This is a genomic window from Pirellulimonas nuda (assembly GCF_007750855.1).
GTDB lineage: Bacteria > Planctomycetota > Planctomycetia > Pirellulales > Lacipirellulaceae > Pirellulimonas > Pirellulimonas nuda.
Genome location: NZ_CP036291.1, coordinates 4,076,145 through 4,092,289, shown reverse-complemented (window position 1 = coordinate 4,092,289; position 16,145 = coordinate 4,076,145). Strand labels below are relative to the sequence as shown.

At 69.4% G+C, this 16,145-nt stretch carries 10 protein-coding genes; 5 read left to right on the top strand and 5 right to left on the bottom strand.

Features of this window, described 5'->3' with window-relative positions:
* Positions 1-124: 124 nt before the first annotated feature.
* The gene (locus Pla175_RS15880) at positions 125-2,503 is read left to right on the top strand and encodes a glycoside hydrolase family 95 protein (protein WP_145287084.1); all 2,379 of its coding nucleotides are present in this window, start codon (positions 125-127) and stop codon (positions 2,501-2,503) included.
* A 128-nt stretch (positions 2,504-2,631) separates the two neighbouring features.
* Positions 2,632-3,504 carry an alpha/beta hydrolase gene (locus Pla175_RS15875; protein ID WP_145287081.1) on the top strand — a complete coding sequence of 291 codons (873 nt, stop codon included), beginning with the start codon at positions 2,632-2,634 and terminating at the stop codon, positions 3,502-3,504.
* 95 nt (positions 3,505-3,599) lie between these two features.
* On the opposite strand, the gene Pla175_RS15870 is transcribed toward Pla175_RS15875, so the two are convergent.
* Complete coding sequence (locus Pla175_RS15870) at positions 3,600-7,181, bottom strand: carboxypeptidase-like regulatory domain-containing protein (protein WP_197526895.1); 3,582 nt, start codon at positions 7,179-7,181, stop codon at positions 3,600-3,602.
* Positions 7,182-7,441: 260 nt separating this feature from the next.
* Between Pla175_RS15870 and Pla175_RS15865 the strand changes: the two genes are divergently transcribed.
* Together Pla175_RS15865 and Pla175_RS15860 are read left to right on the top strand one after the other, a co-directional pair.
* On the top strand, positions 7,442-7,864 hold the full coding sequence (locus tag Pla175_RS15865) for a hypothetical protein (protein ID WP_145287075.1): 423 nt from the start codon (positions 7,442-7,444) through the stop codon (positions 7,862-7,864).
* 551 nt (positions 7,865-8,415) lie between these two features.
* Positions 8,416-9,024, top strand: coding sequence for a MarC family protein (locus tag Pla175_RS15860; protein WP_145287072.1), 609 nt, complete (start codon positions 8,416-8,418; stop codon positions 9,022-9,024).
* Here the strand turns inward: Pla175_RS15860 and Pla175_RS15855 are convergent.
* Entirely contained in the window at positions 9,011-10,039 is a 1,029-nt protein-coding gene (locus Pla175_RS15855; protein WP_197526894.1) for an L-threonylcarbamoyladenylate synthase, read from the bottom strand. The two genes, Pla175_RS15860 and Pla175_RS15855, sit on opposite strands and share 14 nt — an antisense overlap.
* A 183-nt stretch (positions 10,040-10,222) precedes the next feature.
* Here Pla175_RS15855 and Pla175_RS15850 point away from each other — a divergent pair, with 183 nt between their 5' ends.
* A complete protein-coding gene (locus tag Pla175_RS15850; RefSeq protein ID WP_145287064.1) occupies positions 10,223-10,552 on the top strand; it encodes a hypothetical protein in 330 nt (109 codons plus the stop codon).
* A 39-nt stretch (positions 10,553-10,591) separates the two neighbouring features.
* Here Pla175_RS15850 and Pla175_RS15845 read toward each other — a convergent pair whose 3' ends face one another.
* From Pla175_RS15845 to Pla175_RS15835, 3 genes are all read right to left on the bottom strand, one after another.
* Positions 10,592-12,109: an ankyrin repeat domain-containing protein gene (locus Pla175_RS15845; RefSeq protein WP_197526893.1), complete on the bottom strand. Its 1,518-nt coding sequence runs from the start codon at positions 12,107-12,109 to the stop codon at positions 10,592-10,594.
* A 286-nt stretch (positions 12,110-12,395) separates the two neighbouring features.
* The gene (locus Pla175_RS15840) at positions 12,396-13,733 is read right to left on the bottom strand and encodes a DUF1552 domain-containing protein (protein WP_197526892.1); all 1,338 of its coding nucleotides are present in this window, start codon (positions 13,731-13,733) and stop codon (positions 12,396-12,398) included.
* A 5-nt stretch (positions 13,734-13,738) separates the two neighbouring features.
* Positions 13,739-16,138, bottom strand: a complete 2,400-nt coding sequence (locus Pla175_RS15835) for a DUF1592 domain-containing protein (RefSeq protein ID WP_197526891.1) — start codon at positions 16,136-16,138, stop codon at positions 13,739-13,741.
* Between the last annotated feature and the right edge of the window lie 7 nt (positions 16,139-16,145).

Here is a 16,145-nt window from a genome sequence, read left to right as displayed (position 1 = left end):
CTCCGGCGCCCGTGCGGCACGCGGCGAGGTTCACGCCGCTTTGCCGGCCACGCCGTTCTCGTCAGGCACATCTCTTTCGCGACATTGATCAATGCAACTCTTGGGCGCCGTTGGCGGAATAAGTATGAATAGAACCGCTCTTGCGCTGCTGGCCGCCGGGTGCGCCGCGGCGGGAACCCTGTTGGCGAAGACCCCTCCCCCCTCAGAGGCCAACAATCCCACCGCGGATTTCCGCTTCACCGACGACGCCCCCCCGCCGGCCGAGCCCCTGACGCTGTGGTACCGCAAGCCCGCCACCAAGTGGGAAACCGAGGCGCTCCCCGTGGGCAACGGGCGACTCGCGGCGATGGTGTTCGGCGGGATCGATCGAGAACGCATCCAGTTCAATGAAGAGTCGGTCTGGGACGGCGTCCCCCAAGACCCCAACAACCCCGAGGCCCTGGCCGCACTGCCAGAGGTCCGCCGTCTCCTCTTTGAAGGCAAGAACGACGAGGCCGCCAGGCTCGCCGGCCGGAGGATGATGGGGAGCCCCAGCCGGGTCAAGTCGTACCAGACACTGGGCGACTTGTTCTTGGAGTTTTCTCCCCCGGCAGGCGCCGTGGCCGGCTACCGGCGCGACCTAGACCTCACCACCGGCGTGGCGAGCGTCCGCTACCGAGTGGACGGCGTGCAGTACACGCGCGAAGTGTTCGTGAGCGCCCCCGACCAGGTGATCGTGGTCCGCCTCACCGCAGACCAACCGGGGAAGGTGAGCTTCAAGGCCCGCTTTGCTCGCGACGGCGCCGAGTCGGAGGTAGACGCACGCGGCCGCCTGATCCTGCGCGGCAAACTGGGCGTCGATTACGAGGCGCAACTGCTGCCGATCGTCAGCGGCGGCACTGTCGTCGCTTCGGGCGACTCGCTGGCCGTTTCAAACGCCGACGAGGCCACCCTGTTGCTGGCGGGGGCGACCAGCTACGTCAACCCAAGCGACCTCTCCGCAGACGCCACGGCGCGCTGCGACGCCGCCCTGAGCGCCGCAAAGGCGAAAGATTATGACGCGCTGCGCGCCGCGCACGTCGCCGACTACAAGAAACTATTCGACCGCGTCAAACTCAGCCTCGGCGGGGCCGACGCCGCCCAGCGGCCCACCGACGAGCGCCTGCGCGCCGTGAGCCGCGGCGCCAGCGATCCCCAGCTCGAGGCGCTCTACTTCCAGTTCGGCCGCTACCTGTTGATCAGCAGCTCGCGACCCGGCGGCCTGCCGGCCAACCTGCAGGGCAAGTGGTGTCAGCACTACGACGCCCCCTGGCACAGCGACTACCACTTCAACATCAACGTGCAGATGAACTACTGGCCGGCGCAGACCTGCAATCTCGCCGAGTGCCACGAGCCCTACTTCGACTTCCTCGAAACCCTCGTCCCCTTCGGCGAGGAGACGGCCGACGTTCACTACGGCGCCCGCGGCTGGGTGCTGCACCACCTCTCCGACAACTACGGCTTCACCCCCCCGGCCGACGGCGTGCACGGCATCTGGCCGCTGGGCGCCGCCTGGGCCACGCGCGACCTGATGGAGTACTACCGCTTCAGCGGGGATCGAGAGTTCCTGGTCGAACGCGGCTACCCGATGATGAAGGGGGCGGCGCGGTTCATCCTCGACTTCCTGATCGAGGCCCCGCAGGGGACCCCCGTCGCGGGCCGGCTGGTCACCAACCCGTCCCACTCGCCCGAGAACGCCTTCATCAAGGCGGACGGATCGCAGTCGGTGTTCACGTACGCGGCCACGATGGACCTCGAGATCGTCCACGACCTGTTTACCGGCGTGCTTGAAGCGAACGAAGCCATTGGCCCCGACGGCGATTTCGACCCGGAGTTCCGCGCGGAGGTAGAAGCCGCTCTGGAGAAGCTGGCGCCGCTGCAGATCAGCCCCAGGACGGGGCGCCTGCAGGAGTGGGTGGAAGACTACCGCGAGAAGGACCCCAAGCACCGGCACACGTCGCACCTGTTCGGCCTGCACCCGGGGCGGCAGATCACCCCCACCGGCACGCCCGAGCTGTTCGCGGCCGCCAGGAAGTCGCTGGAAGGGCGGGGCGACGGCGGCACCGGCTGGAGCATGGCGTGGAAGGTGAACTTCTGGGCCCGCTTTCAGGACGGCGACCGCGCCCACCTGCTGTTGAGCAACCTGCTGAAGAAGGGGACCCTGCCCAACCTGTTCGACACCCACCCCCCGTTCCAGATCGACGGCAACTTCGGCGGCGCCGCCGCGATCGCCGAGATGCTGCTCCAAAGCCACGCCGGCGAGGTCCAACTCCTCCCGGCGCTCCCCCAGGCGTGGCCCGAGGGCTCGGTCCAAGGCCTCCGCGCACGCGGCGGCTTCGAGGTCGACATCGACTGGAAAGACGGCAAACTAGCCACGGCCAAGATCCGCTCGCTAAACGGAAACCCGCTGAAGCTGCGGTACGGCGCCAAGGTCGTGGAGAAGGAGCTCGCGAAGGGGGAGACGTTTACGTGGAGTGGAGAGTAGGGCAGGGGGGCCCGGCGGCGGCGCGGGATGTCCGGCTCGCTTGAGGTTGGTGGAACGGGCTACCGGCCGCCGCTCCCGACCAGCCCTTTAGCCCGACAGAACCGTCCGCGCCCGGATACCGCTATAGCATGAAGCCAAGACGCTACCGCCGCTGTGTCGCCGTGGTCGCATTGGTGCTAATGCTGTCCTTTGCCGTCGGGGCGTGGGTGGTTGGCGGGTCGCTCGTCGCGGCAGCGAATCGGCCGGTCGGGCCCCCTCCCGCCGACCTGCCCGTCGAAACGCTCCGCATCGCCTCGTCATCGGGTTCTGAACTGGCGGCGTGGCTCGTGCCGGCCGACGGGGCGACGGCGACCGTCGTCCTGCTCCACCCGATCCGCGGCGACCGCCGCTCGATGCTCGGCCGTGCGGCCCTGCTGCACGAGGCGGGCTTTGCGGTCTTGATGATCGACTTCCAAGCGCACGGCGAGAGCGCGGGCGAGCGGCTGACCCTCGGGCATCTCGAGAAGCTCGACGTCCGGGCCGCGGTCGCGTTCGTGAGGCTCAGAAGCCCAGGCCACCAGATCGGCGTCGTCGGGCGATCATTGGGCGGCGCGTCCGCCCTGTTGGCGTCCCCGCTTGGAGTAGACGCGATGGTCGTCGAGTCGGTTTATCCCACGGTAGCCGACGCGGTGTACGACCGCGTCGGCATGCGGCTCGGCGTGGGCCGGTACGCCGTGGCCCCCGCCTTGCTCTGCCAGCTCGGGCCGAGGCTCGGCGTCACGCCCGCGGACCTGCGTCCCATCGATTTTGTCGACGACGCGGGCTGTCCGATCCTGATCGCGGCTGGCGACCGGGATCTGCACACCCCCATCGACGAAACCCGCCGCTTGTTCGAGGCCGCGCGTGATCCAAAGCAGCTCGTCGTCTTCCGCGGCGCCGGGCACGTTGACTTGCTGGAGTACGACCCACAGGCGTACCGGGACGAGATCCTGCCGTTCTTGCAAGCGAAGCTGATCAAGTGACGCGGCGCCCGGCGGCGCCCGTCTTGGTGGGGATAAAGTACAAGCTGAAACTCTGACGCTTCGGTACCCCAGCCGCTCGCCGGCCGCATTGCGGCTCACTCCTCGTCCAGCTTCCACAGCCCGGTCTCGCTGTCGTTGACGATCTCAACACGCTCCTCGGGGTGCGCCGTCAGCAAGCGGAACACGCCGCCGTGGCCGTGCCGCAGCGGGTCTTGCTTGCCGCCGTCGGCCAGACGCCGCAGGTCTTGCTTGAGCAGCTCTGCCCCGTGGGCGAAGTCCACCAGCAGCCAGGCTTGCAGCCACTGGTCGTACAGCGACACGCCCCCGTCGCCGCGTGGGAGCTGGTCTTCCTGCTCGCCGACGGTCAGCAGCAGTTCACGGGCCGCGGCGGGATCGACGAGCGCCAAGAAGCGGGCGGTCCCAATCGTCACTTGGAGCCGAGCCTGTCCGCGGACGCTCCTGCCCTGCGCCCGCGCCGCGGCCATCACGTGCCACACCACGCTCTCCATGTCGGGGTAGCCGACCAGCGACGCTTGATAGGCCAACAGCCCCGCGAACGGGCCTGCTTGGCCGTAGTTGATGTACCCCTGGTAGGCGTCGGGCGAGCCGCGGTGGATGGCGAGCGCCTCGTCGATCAGCGTCCAGGCGAGTTGCTGGTCGACGGGGGCGACTTCTACCGCCAGGTAGCCCAGCGCCTGGGCGCGGTTGCCGGCGTCTTCGCAGCGGCGCACCAGCGCCGCGGCGCCCGCGGTGTCGGTCGCCACGATCTGCATCGCGATCTTTAGCCGACCCCGGTCACGCGAGGTCACGGCGTTGGCGTCCCCCTTGAGCGACTCAAGGGCGGCGATCGCGGCGTCGGGGTCCGTCACCGCAGCGGCCACCGCCACGCGCGCCAGTGCTCGGATCCGAGAGAAGTCCGAGTCACCGATGTTGGCCATCTCCAGCGCGCCCGCCAGCTCGTAGGGGGCGAGGGCCGCCGCGGCGGACTGGGTGGCCGCTTCTTGGCGCGACGGGTTGGGTTCCTTGTCGACCGCCGCAAACGCCTTGGCCGCCATCAGCTCTGCGGCGTCGTGAAACCCGAGCTGGGATTGCAGCATGGCCGCGCGTGCGAAGTCGTACGAGGCGCCCGTGGCCTCGGCCCGCTGCGCGGCGATGTTGGCCAGCGGCAGGGCCAGGCCCCGCTCCTCCACCTGCGGCGAACGCGCGAACCGCTTGGCCAACTCTATCACCGTAGGTTGCCCCCCGGCCTTTGCTTCGATCAGCAGCGTCAGCCCACGCTGTGGATCTTCGCGTATCACGTCGCGCGCCTCCTGGCTACGAACGACGTAGCCGAACGCGCCGTCTACCTCGCCCGACATCGCATCGGCCCGCTCGATGTCGATCCGGGTCATCCCTTCCAGCAGCGACATCCGCGCCGTGCTGCGGGGATCGGTCGGCAGCTTCCAGGCGAGCTCGATCAGTTCCCGCGCCGCCGCACGCCGCTGCTGCAAGTCGGGGCTAGGGACGGCCGGCAACCCGACCGGCGTGGCGTCGTCGGCCCGCAACTCAATACGCACCGCCGACCCGTCGTCGGGCAGTCGCGCGCCCCCTAGGCGGTAGCCCTCCTTATCCGCGAACACCCAGCGTACGTCCGGGGCGGTCTTCTCCAGCCGAAACGCGCCCGACCTGCCGGTAAGCTGTACTGCGGGCCCCCACTCGCTTCCGGCGGCAAACACCCGCACGCCGCCCAAGGGCGCCCCGTCTGCCCCCACCACTGTTCCCGTGGTGGGGGGCGCGGCCTTGGCCAGCACCAGCGGATTAAGCGTCAGCACCTCCTCGGAGATGCCGTGCACCTGCGGCGCCTCGGCGGAAGAGTAGCCCTCGGCGGACGCCGATACCCAGTAGTTCAGGTCGTTCCACAGCAGGTCGCTCTGGGCTTCGCCGCTGGCGTCGGTGGTCGCGGTTCCGGCCGTCCCGGAAACCGACACGCCGCCGCCTGGGCCCTGCCACTTGGTAGCGTAGGGGTACGATGTGCCAAAATGGATCGTAGCGCCGGCGATCGGCTCGCCCTCCGGGTCAACCACCTTGCAGCGGAAGCGGAAGCCGTGCGCCGTAGAGAGTTCGACCCGCAGCGGCTGCGCCACCTTTTCGGGAGTGACCACCAGCGACGGCTTGCTGATCGCGTCCGGGGTGCGGACGCGTATCGGCAGCGTGTCGTTCAGCGCGACGCCGCGGATCGTGAACCGGCCGCTGGCGTCGGCCTTCTGGATCGAACGCCGCAGTTCCGCCTGCACCCCCACCGAGCAGACGACGTGCACGACGGCGCCCGCCGCGGGCCGACCCGCCTCGTCCACGACCTCGATCGCCAGGTCGCCGGCGGGGTCCAACAGCAGGTCGGGCCACTGGGTGTCCGCCGCGACCGCCAGCCGCGGCATACGCGACTTTGCATCGCCTCCGGAGTGAAAGCTCGAGTTGAGTGGCACGTACCGGTCGGGGGTCAGCAGCACCTGGATCTGGTACGTCCCTTCGCGCACAAACGCCGCATGCGCTCCATCTTGATCGGTCACGCACTGTCCTTCGTGGGTAGACCGCCCCTCTTCGATCCTGTTGTACGTCACTGTAGCCCCGCCGACGGGCCGCTTGTCGGCGAAAGCCAGCACGCGGCCCCGCAGCCAGACCCCCGGCTCGGTAGTCAGGGAGACCCCGCGGGTCGCCTGGCCGGGCTCAACATTTACCTCTACCACCGCGCCGGGCCGCGCAGCGACCCCCGCGGCGAACGCGGCCGACAGGCGGTACTGGCCGGGGGGGAGCCCGTCGACCCGGAACGTGCCGTCGGCTTGGATCGACGCCTCCTCGTTGACGCTCACGTTGCTGCCCTCGCGCCGCACGTAGCCGTAGACATTCAATGTGCCGACGGGCTTATCGGGGTCGAGGCCGGCGGGGGGCTCGCCGCCGTGCCAAGCGATCGAGCCCGCCAGCGATCCGGCCGGCGCCAACGACAGCGACGCCGGCGCCCCCAGGTTCCACATCACGGTCGGGCGCCCGTAGCCCGGCTTCGACACCCCGGCCGACAGGGCGCCCGTGGTCGGCAGCCCCGGGATCGCGAAGCTCCCGTCGGGCCCCGTCGTCACGGTCTTCTCTCGGCTCCATTCGGGGGGGAGCTGCCCGTAGTCGCCCCCGCCGACGCCCAGCTCTGTGCGAAGCAGTATGCGTGGTGTGACCTGGGCGCCGGCGATCGGCCCCCCCTCAGGATCGCTCAGCCGCCCACGGCACTCGGCGCTGGGCGCCAGCTCCACGCTCAGCGGCGTCCGGCGGTGGTTGTACAGCCCATTGAACCAGCCGAGGCCGGCGCCGTCGTGGCGTGCCCAGACGGTGAGCTGCCCCGGATTGGCGAAGACGGCGTCCTCTGCCGGCAGCGAGGTGAACGCGAAACCCCCCTCGGCGTCCGAAGTGGTTTCGCCCAGCAACTCGGGGGCGCCGTAGTTGCCCCCGACGAGCCACAGCCGCGCCCCAGCGACCGGGGCGCCCTCGGAGTCGTGCACAACGCCCAGCACCAGAGGCGCCGGGGGCTCGGCCCCCCCTACCTCGTCCGCCGCCGCTGCGGGGGCCGCCATCAAGACTGCCAACAACCAGGCGGCGCCCTGCATCGCTGGCCCCCCAGCGGCCACGCGTGCAATCCGAACCAACAGCGCAGTCATGACGGTTCCTTGGAGACCCAGGCACGATCGGAAAGCGACACGATCTAGAAGCGACACGCTCGAAGAGCAGCGCCCCGATTGTAGCACCCCGCCCGTACGCGTAGGGAGCATGGCCCCCGGCCGGATGCCCCCTGCAAATAAGCCGGCGGCCGGCGGCGCCCGCGGGTAGAATGGCGGGGCCGGTTGGCGGCCCGCCCACGCTTGAGGCCACTAGCAGAGACGGGTAGTGTTGCTCCGCGATCCCAGAAGGAACCCACCGGATGTCGAAACAAAAAGGGGCGGTCCTGCTGTCCGCCGTGGTCGTCGCGGCGGCTTCGTTTGTGCTTGCCCAACAGCAACCGGGCGCCGGAGGCCCGTCGCTCGCCGCCCTGCTCAACCAGCGGCAGCAGACGCTGCAAGAGCTTGTCGATCTGGCCAGGAGCAACCACGAGCAAGGGGAGGGCTCTCTCGAAACGCTGATCGCTGCCGAAAGCGAACTGCTCGAGGCCCGGTTAGACGCCGCCACGACGCCCCAGGAACGCATCGCCATCCGCCGGTCGCAACTGCGTCTCGCCGTGCGGCTAGAAGAGGGGGTGTCGGCCCTCGCCGAGAACGGAGATGGCGCCCCGACCGACGTGATGAAGGCAAGAGTCGGCCGCTTGAACGCGCAGGTTGAGCTGCTGCGCGAGGAGCAGAAGCAGTAGGGGTGAGGATCAGTCGGTCGGTCTTCGGCTGGCGACCGGCCTACACGCACCCGTCAACTTTTCGCTCGCTTTTAGCCACCCCATCTAGGAAAATAGACCCGCGATCGGCCTCCCCGTTGGGGTGGCCGAGTGGGCGCCGCTGCGCGCCGGCACCGCGGGCCGGGCGGGCGGCGGGGGGCGCGGGGTTTTGTCCTGCTTGTGTCCGCTGGGGGCCCGGGGTGTCCGCTGCGGGGCGCGGTTTGTCCGCTCTGACGGCGGCGCGGGCGAGGGAGGTTGACGTAAGTCGTTGCCCGTTGGGCCGTCGACGTGGTGAGGGTGGGGTTTTGTCCGAAAACCGTTGGCCCGGCAGGGGGACAAAAGGACACAACCCGGGTGGCGTCTCAACGAGCGGCGATGCGGGCGTCAGATTGCCCCGCCGGGCCCGCCCGCATAGGCTGTCCCCCTCGCGGCGGGCCCCTTCGCCGCGGGGGTGGGGGCGGCCGAGTTGGACGGGGCGCCGGCGATTGCCGCGCCGGTTGGATCGCGCGGGACGCAGACATTGCTGGGAGAAAATGGTAGCCGACTTCTTGACCTTCCTGACCACGATCGATCCGATCGGCACGCTGACGATCTTCGTCGGGCTCACGGCGGCCGCGTCGCCCGAGCAGCGGGCGAGGATCGCTTGGCGGGCGATCGGCTATTCGGCGGCGATCCTGGTGTCGTTCATCCTGGTGGGGCAGTTGCTGCTGGTGTCGATCGGCGTGCCGCTGGCCTCGTTTCAGCTCGCCGGGGGGATCATTTTCTTCTTGTTCGGCTTGCAGATGGTGTTCGGCTCGGGCGCGGTCAGCGCCGACGGGACGCGGGAAGAGGGACGCGATGTGGCGGTGTTCCCGCTGGCGGTGCCGTCGATCGCCAGCCCGGGGTCGATCCTCGCGGCGGTGGTGCTGACCGACAACCGCGAGTACACGATCGCCGAGCAGACGCTCACAACGCTGCTGTTGCTGGGGGTGCTGGCGATCACGCTGACGGCGCTGCTGCAGGCGAGCCGGATTTACGCGGTGCTGGGCGAGGCGGGCTCGAGCCTGCTGGTGCGGGTGATGGGGATCGTGCTCGCGGCGGTCGCGGTGGAGATGATCCTGGAGGCGCTCCGCGAGATCTTGCCGACGCTCAGCGGGGCGTAGGGGCGCTGGCGCGGCGCAGTCGGTCGCGCACGCCGAGCCACGCGTCGGAGTCGGGGGGGGCGTCGACCACGATGCGGTCGACGCCGGCGTCGTCCAGCTCGTGCAGCGCCGCGAACAGCCGTGCGGCGTAGGGGGGGGCGTCGGGGGGCATGTCGATGACTACCAGCCCCGGGGCTGCGTGTGTCGGGGGGTGCGGCGGGGGGCCGGGCGCGCGGCGCAACCAGCCGACGCGCAGGCCGGCGCGGAGCCACTGGTCCGCCAGTCGGGCGCCCCCCGCGTGCACGCACTCCAGCGGCGCCCGGGGGGAGTAGTGCCGCTGGAGCATGCCGGGGGAGGGGAGGGGGCCCTCGGCGTGGGGCGTTGGCGCCGACCGCTGGATGGGGCCGACGACGGCCTCGATCTCCGCCGGCGTGATCAGCCCCGGGCGCAGCAGGCGCGGCGGATCGGAGGTGAGGTCGATGATGGTCGACTCGATGCCGCCCGGCGTGGGGCCGCCGTCGAGGATCATCTCGATGCGGCCCTCCAGTCCGCGGCGGACGTGCTCGGCCTGGGTCGGCGAGAGCCCGTTGGAGCGGTTGGCGCTGGGCGCCGCGATGGGGAGCCCCGCCGCACGCAGCAGCGCCTGCGCCGCCGGGTGGGCCGGCGCGCGCACGGCGACCGTCGGCCCTCCGCCGGTGACCACGCCGGGAACGTCCGCGTGTTTGGGCAGCACCAGCGTCAGCGGCCCGGGCCAGAACCGCTCGGCCAGCAGCGCCGCGTTGGCGGGCCAACCCGCGGCCACCCGCGCCGCTCCGGCGACGCCCGCCACGTGCACGATCAACGGGTTGTGGGCGGGGCGCCCCTTGGCGGTGAAGATCCGGTTAACAGAGTCTGCGCACAGGGCGTTGGCGCCAAGGCCGTACACGGTCTCCGTAGGAAACGCGACCAGCCCGCCGGCCCGCAGCACCGCCGCGGCCCGCAGGAACACGTCGTCCTCGGGAGGCTTGCCGGCTACTCGCAGCACCTGGGTCTTCACGGCCTGATTCCTGACGACGCACGGACCAGCGCCGCTGGGCCGGCGCATCGGGGGCGGATCGGCCGCCCCCCCTAGCTTAGCCGGGCCGCGGGGGTCTGCTCAGTGCTGGCCGGGCGCCGGCGTAGGCTACGATAGAACAAGAACCAGCACCGAGCAGACCCCGCCGCCGCGGCGCAAAACGATATGAGCAGCACGCCGATCCAACCCAGCCCCGAGGCGCCGACCTTTGTCGGGCAACTGCGGAACGGCGGCTTCAATACGCCCCTTTATCGGCTGACGATCTACCCGGACCGGCTTGTGTTCCGCTACCGCACCGAGAAGGTCATCCCGAAGCACGGCGTCGAGTCGGTCTGCCTGCACCGGGCGCCCGTCATCGGCTGGGTCTACCCCAGCGGCGTCCGTTTCTGGCATCAGAGCCCCGACTTCCACCCGCGGCTGATCTTCAACACGCTGCGCAGCCGGCGGCTGATCAGAGAACTCGAGCGGCTGGGCTACCCGGTCTCGCCCGAATAGGCACCAGCCGCTGCAATTGGCAGGCCCGATCGGGTGGCGCTACCTCGCCGGATCGCGCTGGCGCGACGCGGAGGTCACCTTGCGCAACTTCGCGGCTTCGACAGCGCGCACGGTCTCGGGCGACGGCTTGAAGGAACCGGGGCGGTACCCTTCGGCGATCTTCATCGGCGTCCAGCCCCACTTGTTCTTGTGGTCCCAGACCTGCGGATCGGCGCCCAGCTCTGCAAGCTGCGCCACCACCAGCGGGAAGCAGCGGTACGCGGCGCCGTGCATGGCGGTTTCGTTGTTCTTGTCGACCGTGTTCACGCCCAGACCCAGGCCCGCCAAGTACGCCACCGTTTCGAGCACCTCGGGCTCTGTGCCGGCTTCTTCGTCGACCGAACGGACCCCCACACCGGCCGCGGCCATCATCGTGGTGCAGCCGTCGGCGTTGGGGATCGATGGGTCGCCGCCCAGCTCGACCAGCGTCTTCATCAACGGCAGGTCGGCGGTGCGGGACGCGTACAGCAGCGGCGTTGCGCCGCGGGGCGTGAGCTGCGCGCGGCCGCCGTTGCCGTTTTCGAGGCGTGCGTTAACGTCGGCGCCGGCGGCGACCAGCGCGTGGACAAACTGGAGGTCGGTGAGGCTGCCCGACCCGCGCGGGGGGGGATCGCCGCTGGGGCTGTCGCCGCTGTCCGGCTTGCGCACCCAACTGAGGATGTGGAGCGGCGCAAAGCCGTTGCGCTGGTCGTTCGGGTCGGCGCCCGCGGCCACCAGCTCCATCGCCAGTTCGTAGTGCCCGCTCTCAACAGCGAAGATGAGCGCCGAGGCGCCCTTGCGTGGCGCCCTTTCCCCCGCCGGCTTCTCGGCGATGGCGGCGTTCACGTCGACGCCGGCGGCGATCAGCCGCCGCACGACTCCCGGGCGGCCGTCGCGGGCAGCGAACATCATCGCGGTGAATCCCCCGTCGCTGGCGGCCTTGAGGTCGGCGCCCGCTTCGATGAGCGCGTCGACCGCTTCGACATTGCCCTCGGCCGCGGCCCACATCAACGCGGTTTGACCGCTCTTGTCGGCGGCGTCGATCGCCACGCCGTGAGCCAGCAGCCGCTTGATCGAATCCGCGGCGCCGGCCCGGGCGGCGATCATGAGCGGCGTCTCGCCCCCCGGCGCGGTGAAGTCGGCCTTGGCGCCGGCCGCCAACAGAACCGCAACGGCGTCGCTGCTGGGGTGCGTGCAGGCGATCGAGAGCGGCGTGACTTGGTACTGGGTGGTCGCGTTGACGTCGGCGCCCGCATCGACCAATGGTTGCAAGAGTTCCGTGCGGCCGTGCAGCGCCGCCCAGTGCAGCGCGATCATCCCGTCTGGCTGAGCCTGCCGGACGTCGGCGCCTTGATCCAGCAATCGGCGGACAAGGGGCCAATCGCCGGCTTCCGCGGCGTCGGCCAGCGGAGAGCCGGCCTCGGGTTGGTTGGCGACGCGGGCGACGTCCGACGCGCCGCTAGCGGCAAATAGGCCGCTAGCCGGCCAGGCCAGGCAGAAGACGGCTACCCATCGGAGAACTAGTCGAGCTCTAGACAATGCGCGGCCTCGTAGAAGGGTCAATCGGCTAGTCGTGGCGCCGGCAGGGTTCAAGCGAATGGCGCAAAGCAATGGAAGACGTTTGACCACGGAAAACACGGATGATCACGGATAAGAGCAGACGAAAGCAGAATCAACCGTAAATAGGGCGCGAGCCAAATCAAAGCAGCACAGCTATGTCTCCTTATCCGTGCCGTTCCGTGCTATCCGTGGTTCCTTCCGTCCGTTTGAGTGACTAAAGCGGCTCAGGGCAAACCAACTTTTCCAATCGGCTTCCCCAAAACCGCTAGATCGAAAGCGGGCCAAACAGCTCGTCGGCGCGCCCGCTGCTGTCGGCGAAGCGGTCGAGGTTGGCGCCCGCCTTGTTGAGCAGCGTGAGGTGCAGGTTCGAGAGCGGCGTGTGCTTGTCGTAGGTGACGTGTCGGCCGCCGCGCATGTTGCCCGCGGCGCCGCCGGCGACCAGGATCGGCAGGTCGGTGTGGTCGTGCGCGTCGGAGTCCCCCATCCCGCTGCCGTACAGCAGCAGCGAGTGGTCGAGCAGCGTGCCGTCCCCCTCGGGGGTGGCGGCCATCTTTTCCAAGAACTCGGCGAACAGCGAGACGTGGAAGCGGTTGATCTTGGCTAGCTTCTCGAGCTTCTCCGGGTTCTTCCCGTGGTGCGAAACGGGGTGGTGGGGGTCGGGCACGCCCGCTTCTGGGTAGGTGCGGGTGCTCGCCTCGCGGGCGAGCTGGAACGAGGCCACGCGTGTGATGTTGCCCTGGAACGCCAGCCGCTGCAGGTCGAACATCAGCCGGGCGTGCTCGGCGTACTCGGCCGGCACGCCGACCGGGCGGTCGAGGTCGGGCAGCGGGTTGTCGGCGACGTTGGCCTCGGCGCGTTGGATACGCCGCTCGACCTCGCGGATGCTCTCGAAGTAGGCCTCTACCTTGTTGCGGTCGCCTGCGCCCAGGCCCGCCTGGAAGCGACGCATCTCGTCGGTCACGGAGTCGAGCAGGCTGGCCCGGCGCGCCAGGGCGCCGCGGCGGGCCTCGGGCGAACCCCCTTCGCCGAACAGCGTCTCAAACACCAGCCGCGGGTGGGCCTCGGCCGGCAGCGGCGTGGTGGGGGACGACCAAGAGAGGTTGTTCTGGTAGACGCAGGCGTAGCCGTTGTCGCACTGGCCGACATTGTTCAGCAGGTCCATCGCGAGCTCGAGCGAGGGGAGCTGCGTGTCCTGGCCGATGTGCTGCGCCGCGATCTGGTCGACCGTGGTCCCCAGGTAGTAGTCGGAGCTCTCGGTGCGGCGGGCGGTGGCGGCGCTCAAGAACGCGGCGTTTGACGTGGCGTGGGAGCCCGGGTAGGCGTTCTTCAGCTCCATGCCGGAGACCACGGTCACCTGGTCTTTGATCTTCTCAAGCGGCTGCAGCGTGAAGGGCAGGTTGTCGAGCGTCTCCCCCTTGGGGGTCCACGGCGCCGGGTTGAACCCCATCGGGATGTACACATAGCCCAAGCGGCGGAGCTTCGAGGGGCTAGCGGCCGTGGCCGCAAGCGCACGCCCCGCGGGGATCATTGCGTCGAGCAGCGGCAGCGCAAACGCGGCGCCGGCGCCGCGTAGCAGCGTCCTTCTCGAAAGCGATTTGCTCATGAAATTCATTCCGCCATCCTCATCTGAAAAGGGACGCTGGAAACGACCGCCGTAATCAAGGAAGAGAACCGGTAGTCCTCTGCCTCGGCCTGGCGGACTACCTTCCGCACCGCGGGCCCGTCGTACGTCTCGACGCCGCGGCCCAGCGCGAACGTGAGCAGCTTCTCGGTGAGCGCCCCAACAAACATCTCGGGCCGCTCCAGGATACTTTCTTCGAGATCGGTAAAGTCGCTTATCGGGGCGCCGTCTGGAAGTTCACCCGAAGGGTCGATCTTCTCTCCCTCGTCGATCACGCGCCACCGCCCGACGGCGTCGAAGTTCTCCAGCGAGAAGCCAACCGGGTCCATCACGTCGTGACAGCTTGCGCAGGCGGGGTTGGCCCGGTGCTCGGCCAGGCGTTCGCGGATCGACACCGCTACGGATTCCTGCTTGTCCTTCAGGCTAGGCACGTTCGGGGGCGGCGGCGGGAGGGGGCTCCCCAGGATGTTGCCCAAGATCCAGTTGCCGCGCACGGTTGGGGAGGTGCGCGTGGCGTACGACGTGACGGCCAAGACGCTGGCGTTGCGGAGCAGGCCGCCGCGCGGGCCGTCGCCTTCTTTCAACTTAACGGGACGGAACTGACTGCCGACGACGCCCCGAACCCCGTAGTGCCGCGCCAGCCGCTCGTTCAGGAACGCTGTATCGGTATCGATTAGTTCCAGCACGCTGCGGTCGGCACGCATCACGTGGTCAAACAGCAGCTCCGTCTCCTTCCGCATGGCCTGACGGAGGTTGTCGTCGAAGTCGGGAAACAGCCGCATGTCGGGGCGGAAGGAGTCGAGGTTACGGAGGTACAGCCACTGGGCCGCAAAGTTGGTGACGAGCGACTGAGAACGCTCGTCTTCCAACATCCGCCGGGTCTGCTCTCGCAGCACCTCGGGCTCGTGCAGGCGGTTCTGCTCGGCGAGGGTCAGCAACGTGTCGTCCGGCACGCTGCTCCACAAGAAGAACGAAAGCCGCGACGCTAACTCCAGGTCCGAGATGCGGTAGGCCTCGCCGCTGACGAGCCCGCTGGGCTGCGATTCGGCACGCAGCAGGAAGTAGGGGTTCACCAGCACCGCGGCGAGCGCCGATTCGATGCCGGCTTCAAATCCGCCCTCGGCGTAGCCCTGCTCAAAAAACTCCATCGGCACAACCAAGTCGTCATCGGTAACCGGGCGCCGGTAGGCGCGACGCATCAGGGGCCGCAGAATCTCCCGGGCGCAGTCGGGGGCTTCGGCCGCGGTCGTGGGGGTGCACGACAGCAGCCGCTGCCGGCTCGGCGTGTCGCCCGCGGCGCCGGACGACGCGTTAGCGCTGTCCGCTGCGCCCGAACCGTCGAGCGGGCCAACGATCGACACCTCAAAGAGGGCCGGCGTCCGACGCGGGTGCCGGTGGCGGTTGAAGCTGGCCTCGAACGGCTGACGTTTGATCTCAGACAGCGAGGCCCCCTTCTGCGGGAAGGCGGCGCCTACCTGGTGCGGCCCGGCACCGATCCAGAACCGCTTGCGGAGGCCGTCTTCGACCCGCGCGTCGGCTCTTTCGTCCTTCGGCGACACCGTAAAACGGTGCAGGAGCTTCCGGTCGATGAGCACGTCGATGTCGTGCGAGCCGCGCAGCCCCTCGACGTGCTCGTCGCGGTCGCGGGTCAAACGGAGTTGGATCTCATACTCTCCGGCCGCAGGGAACTGGTAGTCGAACACGGTTCCGCCGCGTGTCCCCAGCGGCAGCCCCTGGACGTGGGAGTCTTGCGTGAGGTCGGCAGGGATGCGGACGTTGACGCCGGTCGGCCCGTGGACGGCGCCCCCCACCGCGAGTCGGCTGATCCGCTCCGCGGCGGTGATGTACCGGCTGAGCAGCGCCGGCGACAAGTCTCCGACCGTGACGTTGTCGAACCCGTGGCCCGACTCGTCGGCCGGCAAGATCGCGTTGACGTCGGTATCGAGCGCCAGCAGGTCTCGGATCGCGTTGTGGTACTCCGTGCGGTTCAAGCGACGGATCGAATCGGTCCGCCCCGGCTGCGGGTGGGCGGCCGCGGCTTGGTCGAGAAGCGACTGCATCGCCGACAGGGCCTGTCGGTACTCTTCTTCTTCGGGACGGGCCGCTCCGGTCGGGGGCATCTGGCGGGACCGCAAACGGCGGACCATCTTCTCCCAAGCCGCGGCGTCCGAGCCCGCGCGAACCTGGGGTACCGTTTCCGAGAACCCCTCGAGGTCCAATCCGGCGGTCGCCTCGAACGAGTTGTGGCAGTCGAGGCAGTAGTTCTCGACCAAACCGACCGCGGCGTCCATCGAAGGCTCGGCGGCCGACAGTTGCGCGGCGCCGGCGACTACGGCGTAGCATGCCGCTAGGGCCGCGAGGCGGTGGTATTGGCGGAATCGTGGCACGGGACGG

Coding starts and splice junctions, on each gene's coding strand:
- Pla175_RS15880 (WP_145287084.1), top strand. CDS start 125: ATGAATAGAACCGCTCTTGCGCTGCTGGCCGCCGGGTGCGCCGCGGCG.
- Pla175_RS15875 (WP_145287081.1), top strand. CDS start 2,632: ATGAAGCCAAGACGCTACCGCCGCTGTGTCGCCGTGGTCGCATTGGTG.
- Pla175_RS15870 (WP_197526895.1), bottom strand. CDS start 7,181: ATGACTGCGCTGTTGGTTCGGATTGCACGCGTGGCCGCTGGGGGGCCA.
- Pla175_RS15865 (WP_145287075.1), top strand. CDS start 7,442: ATGTCGAAACAAAAAGGGGCGGTCCTGCTGTCCGCCGTGGTCGTCGCG.
- Pla175_RS15860 (WP_145287072.1), top strand. CDS start 8,416: ATGGTAGCCGACTTCTTGACCTTCCTGACCACGATCGATCCGATCGGC.
- Pla175_RS15850 (WP_145287064.1), top strand. CDS start 10,223: ATGAGCAGCACGCCGATCCAACCCAGCCCCGAGGCGCCGACCTTTGTC.
- Pla175_RS15840 (WP_197526892.1), bottom strand. CDS start 13,733: ATGAGCAAATCGCTTTCGAGAAGGACGCTGCTACGCGGCGCCGGCGCC.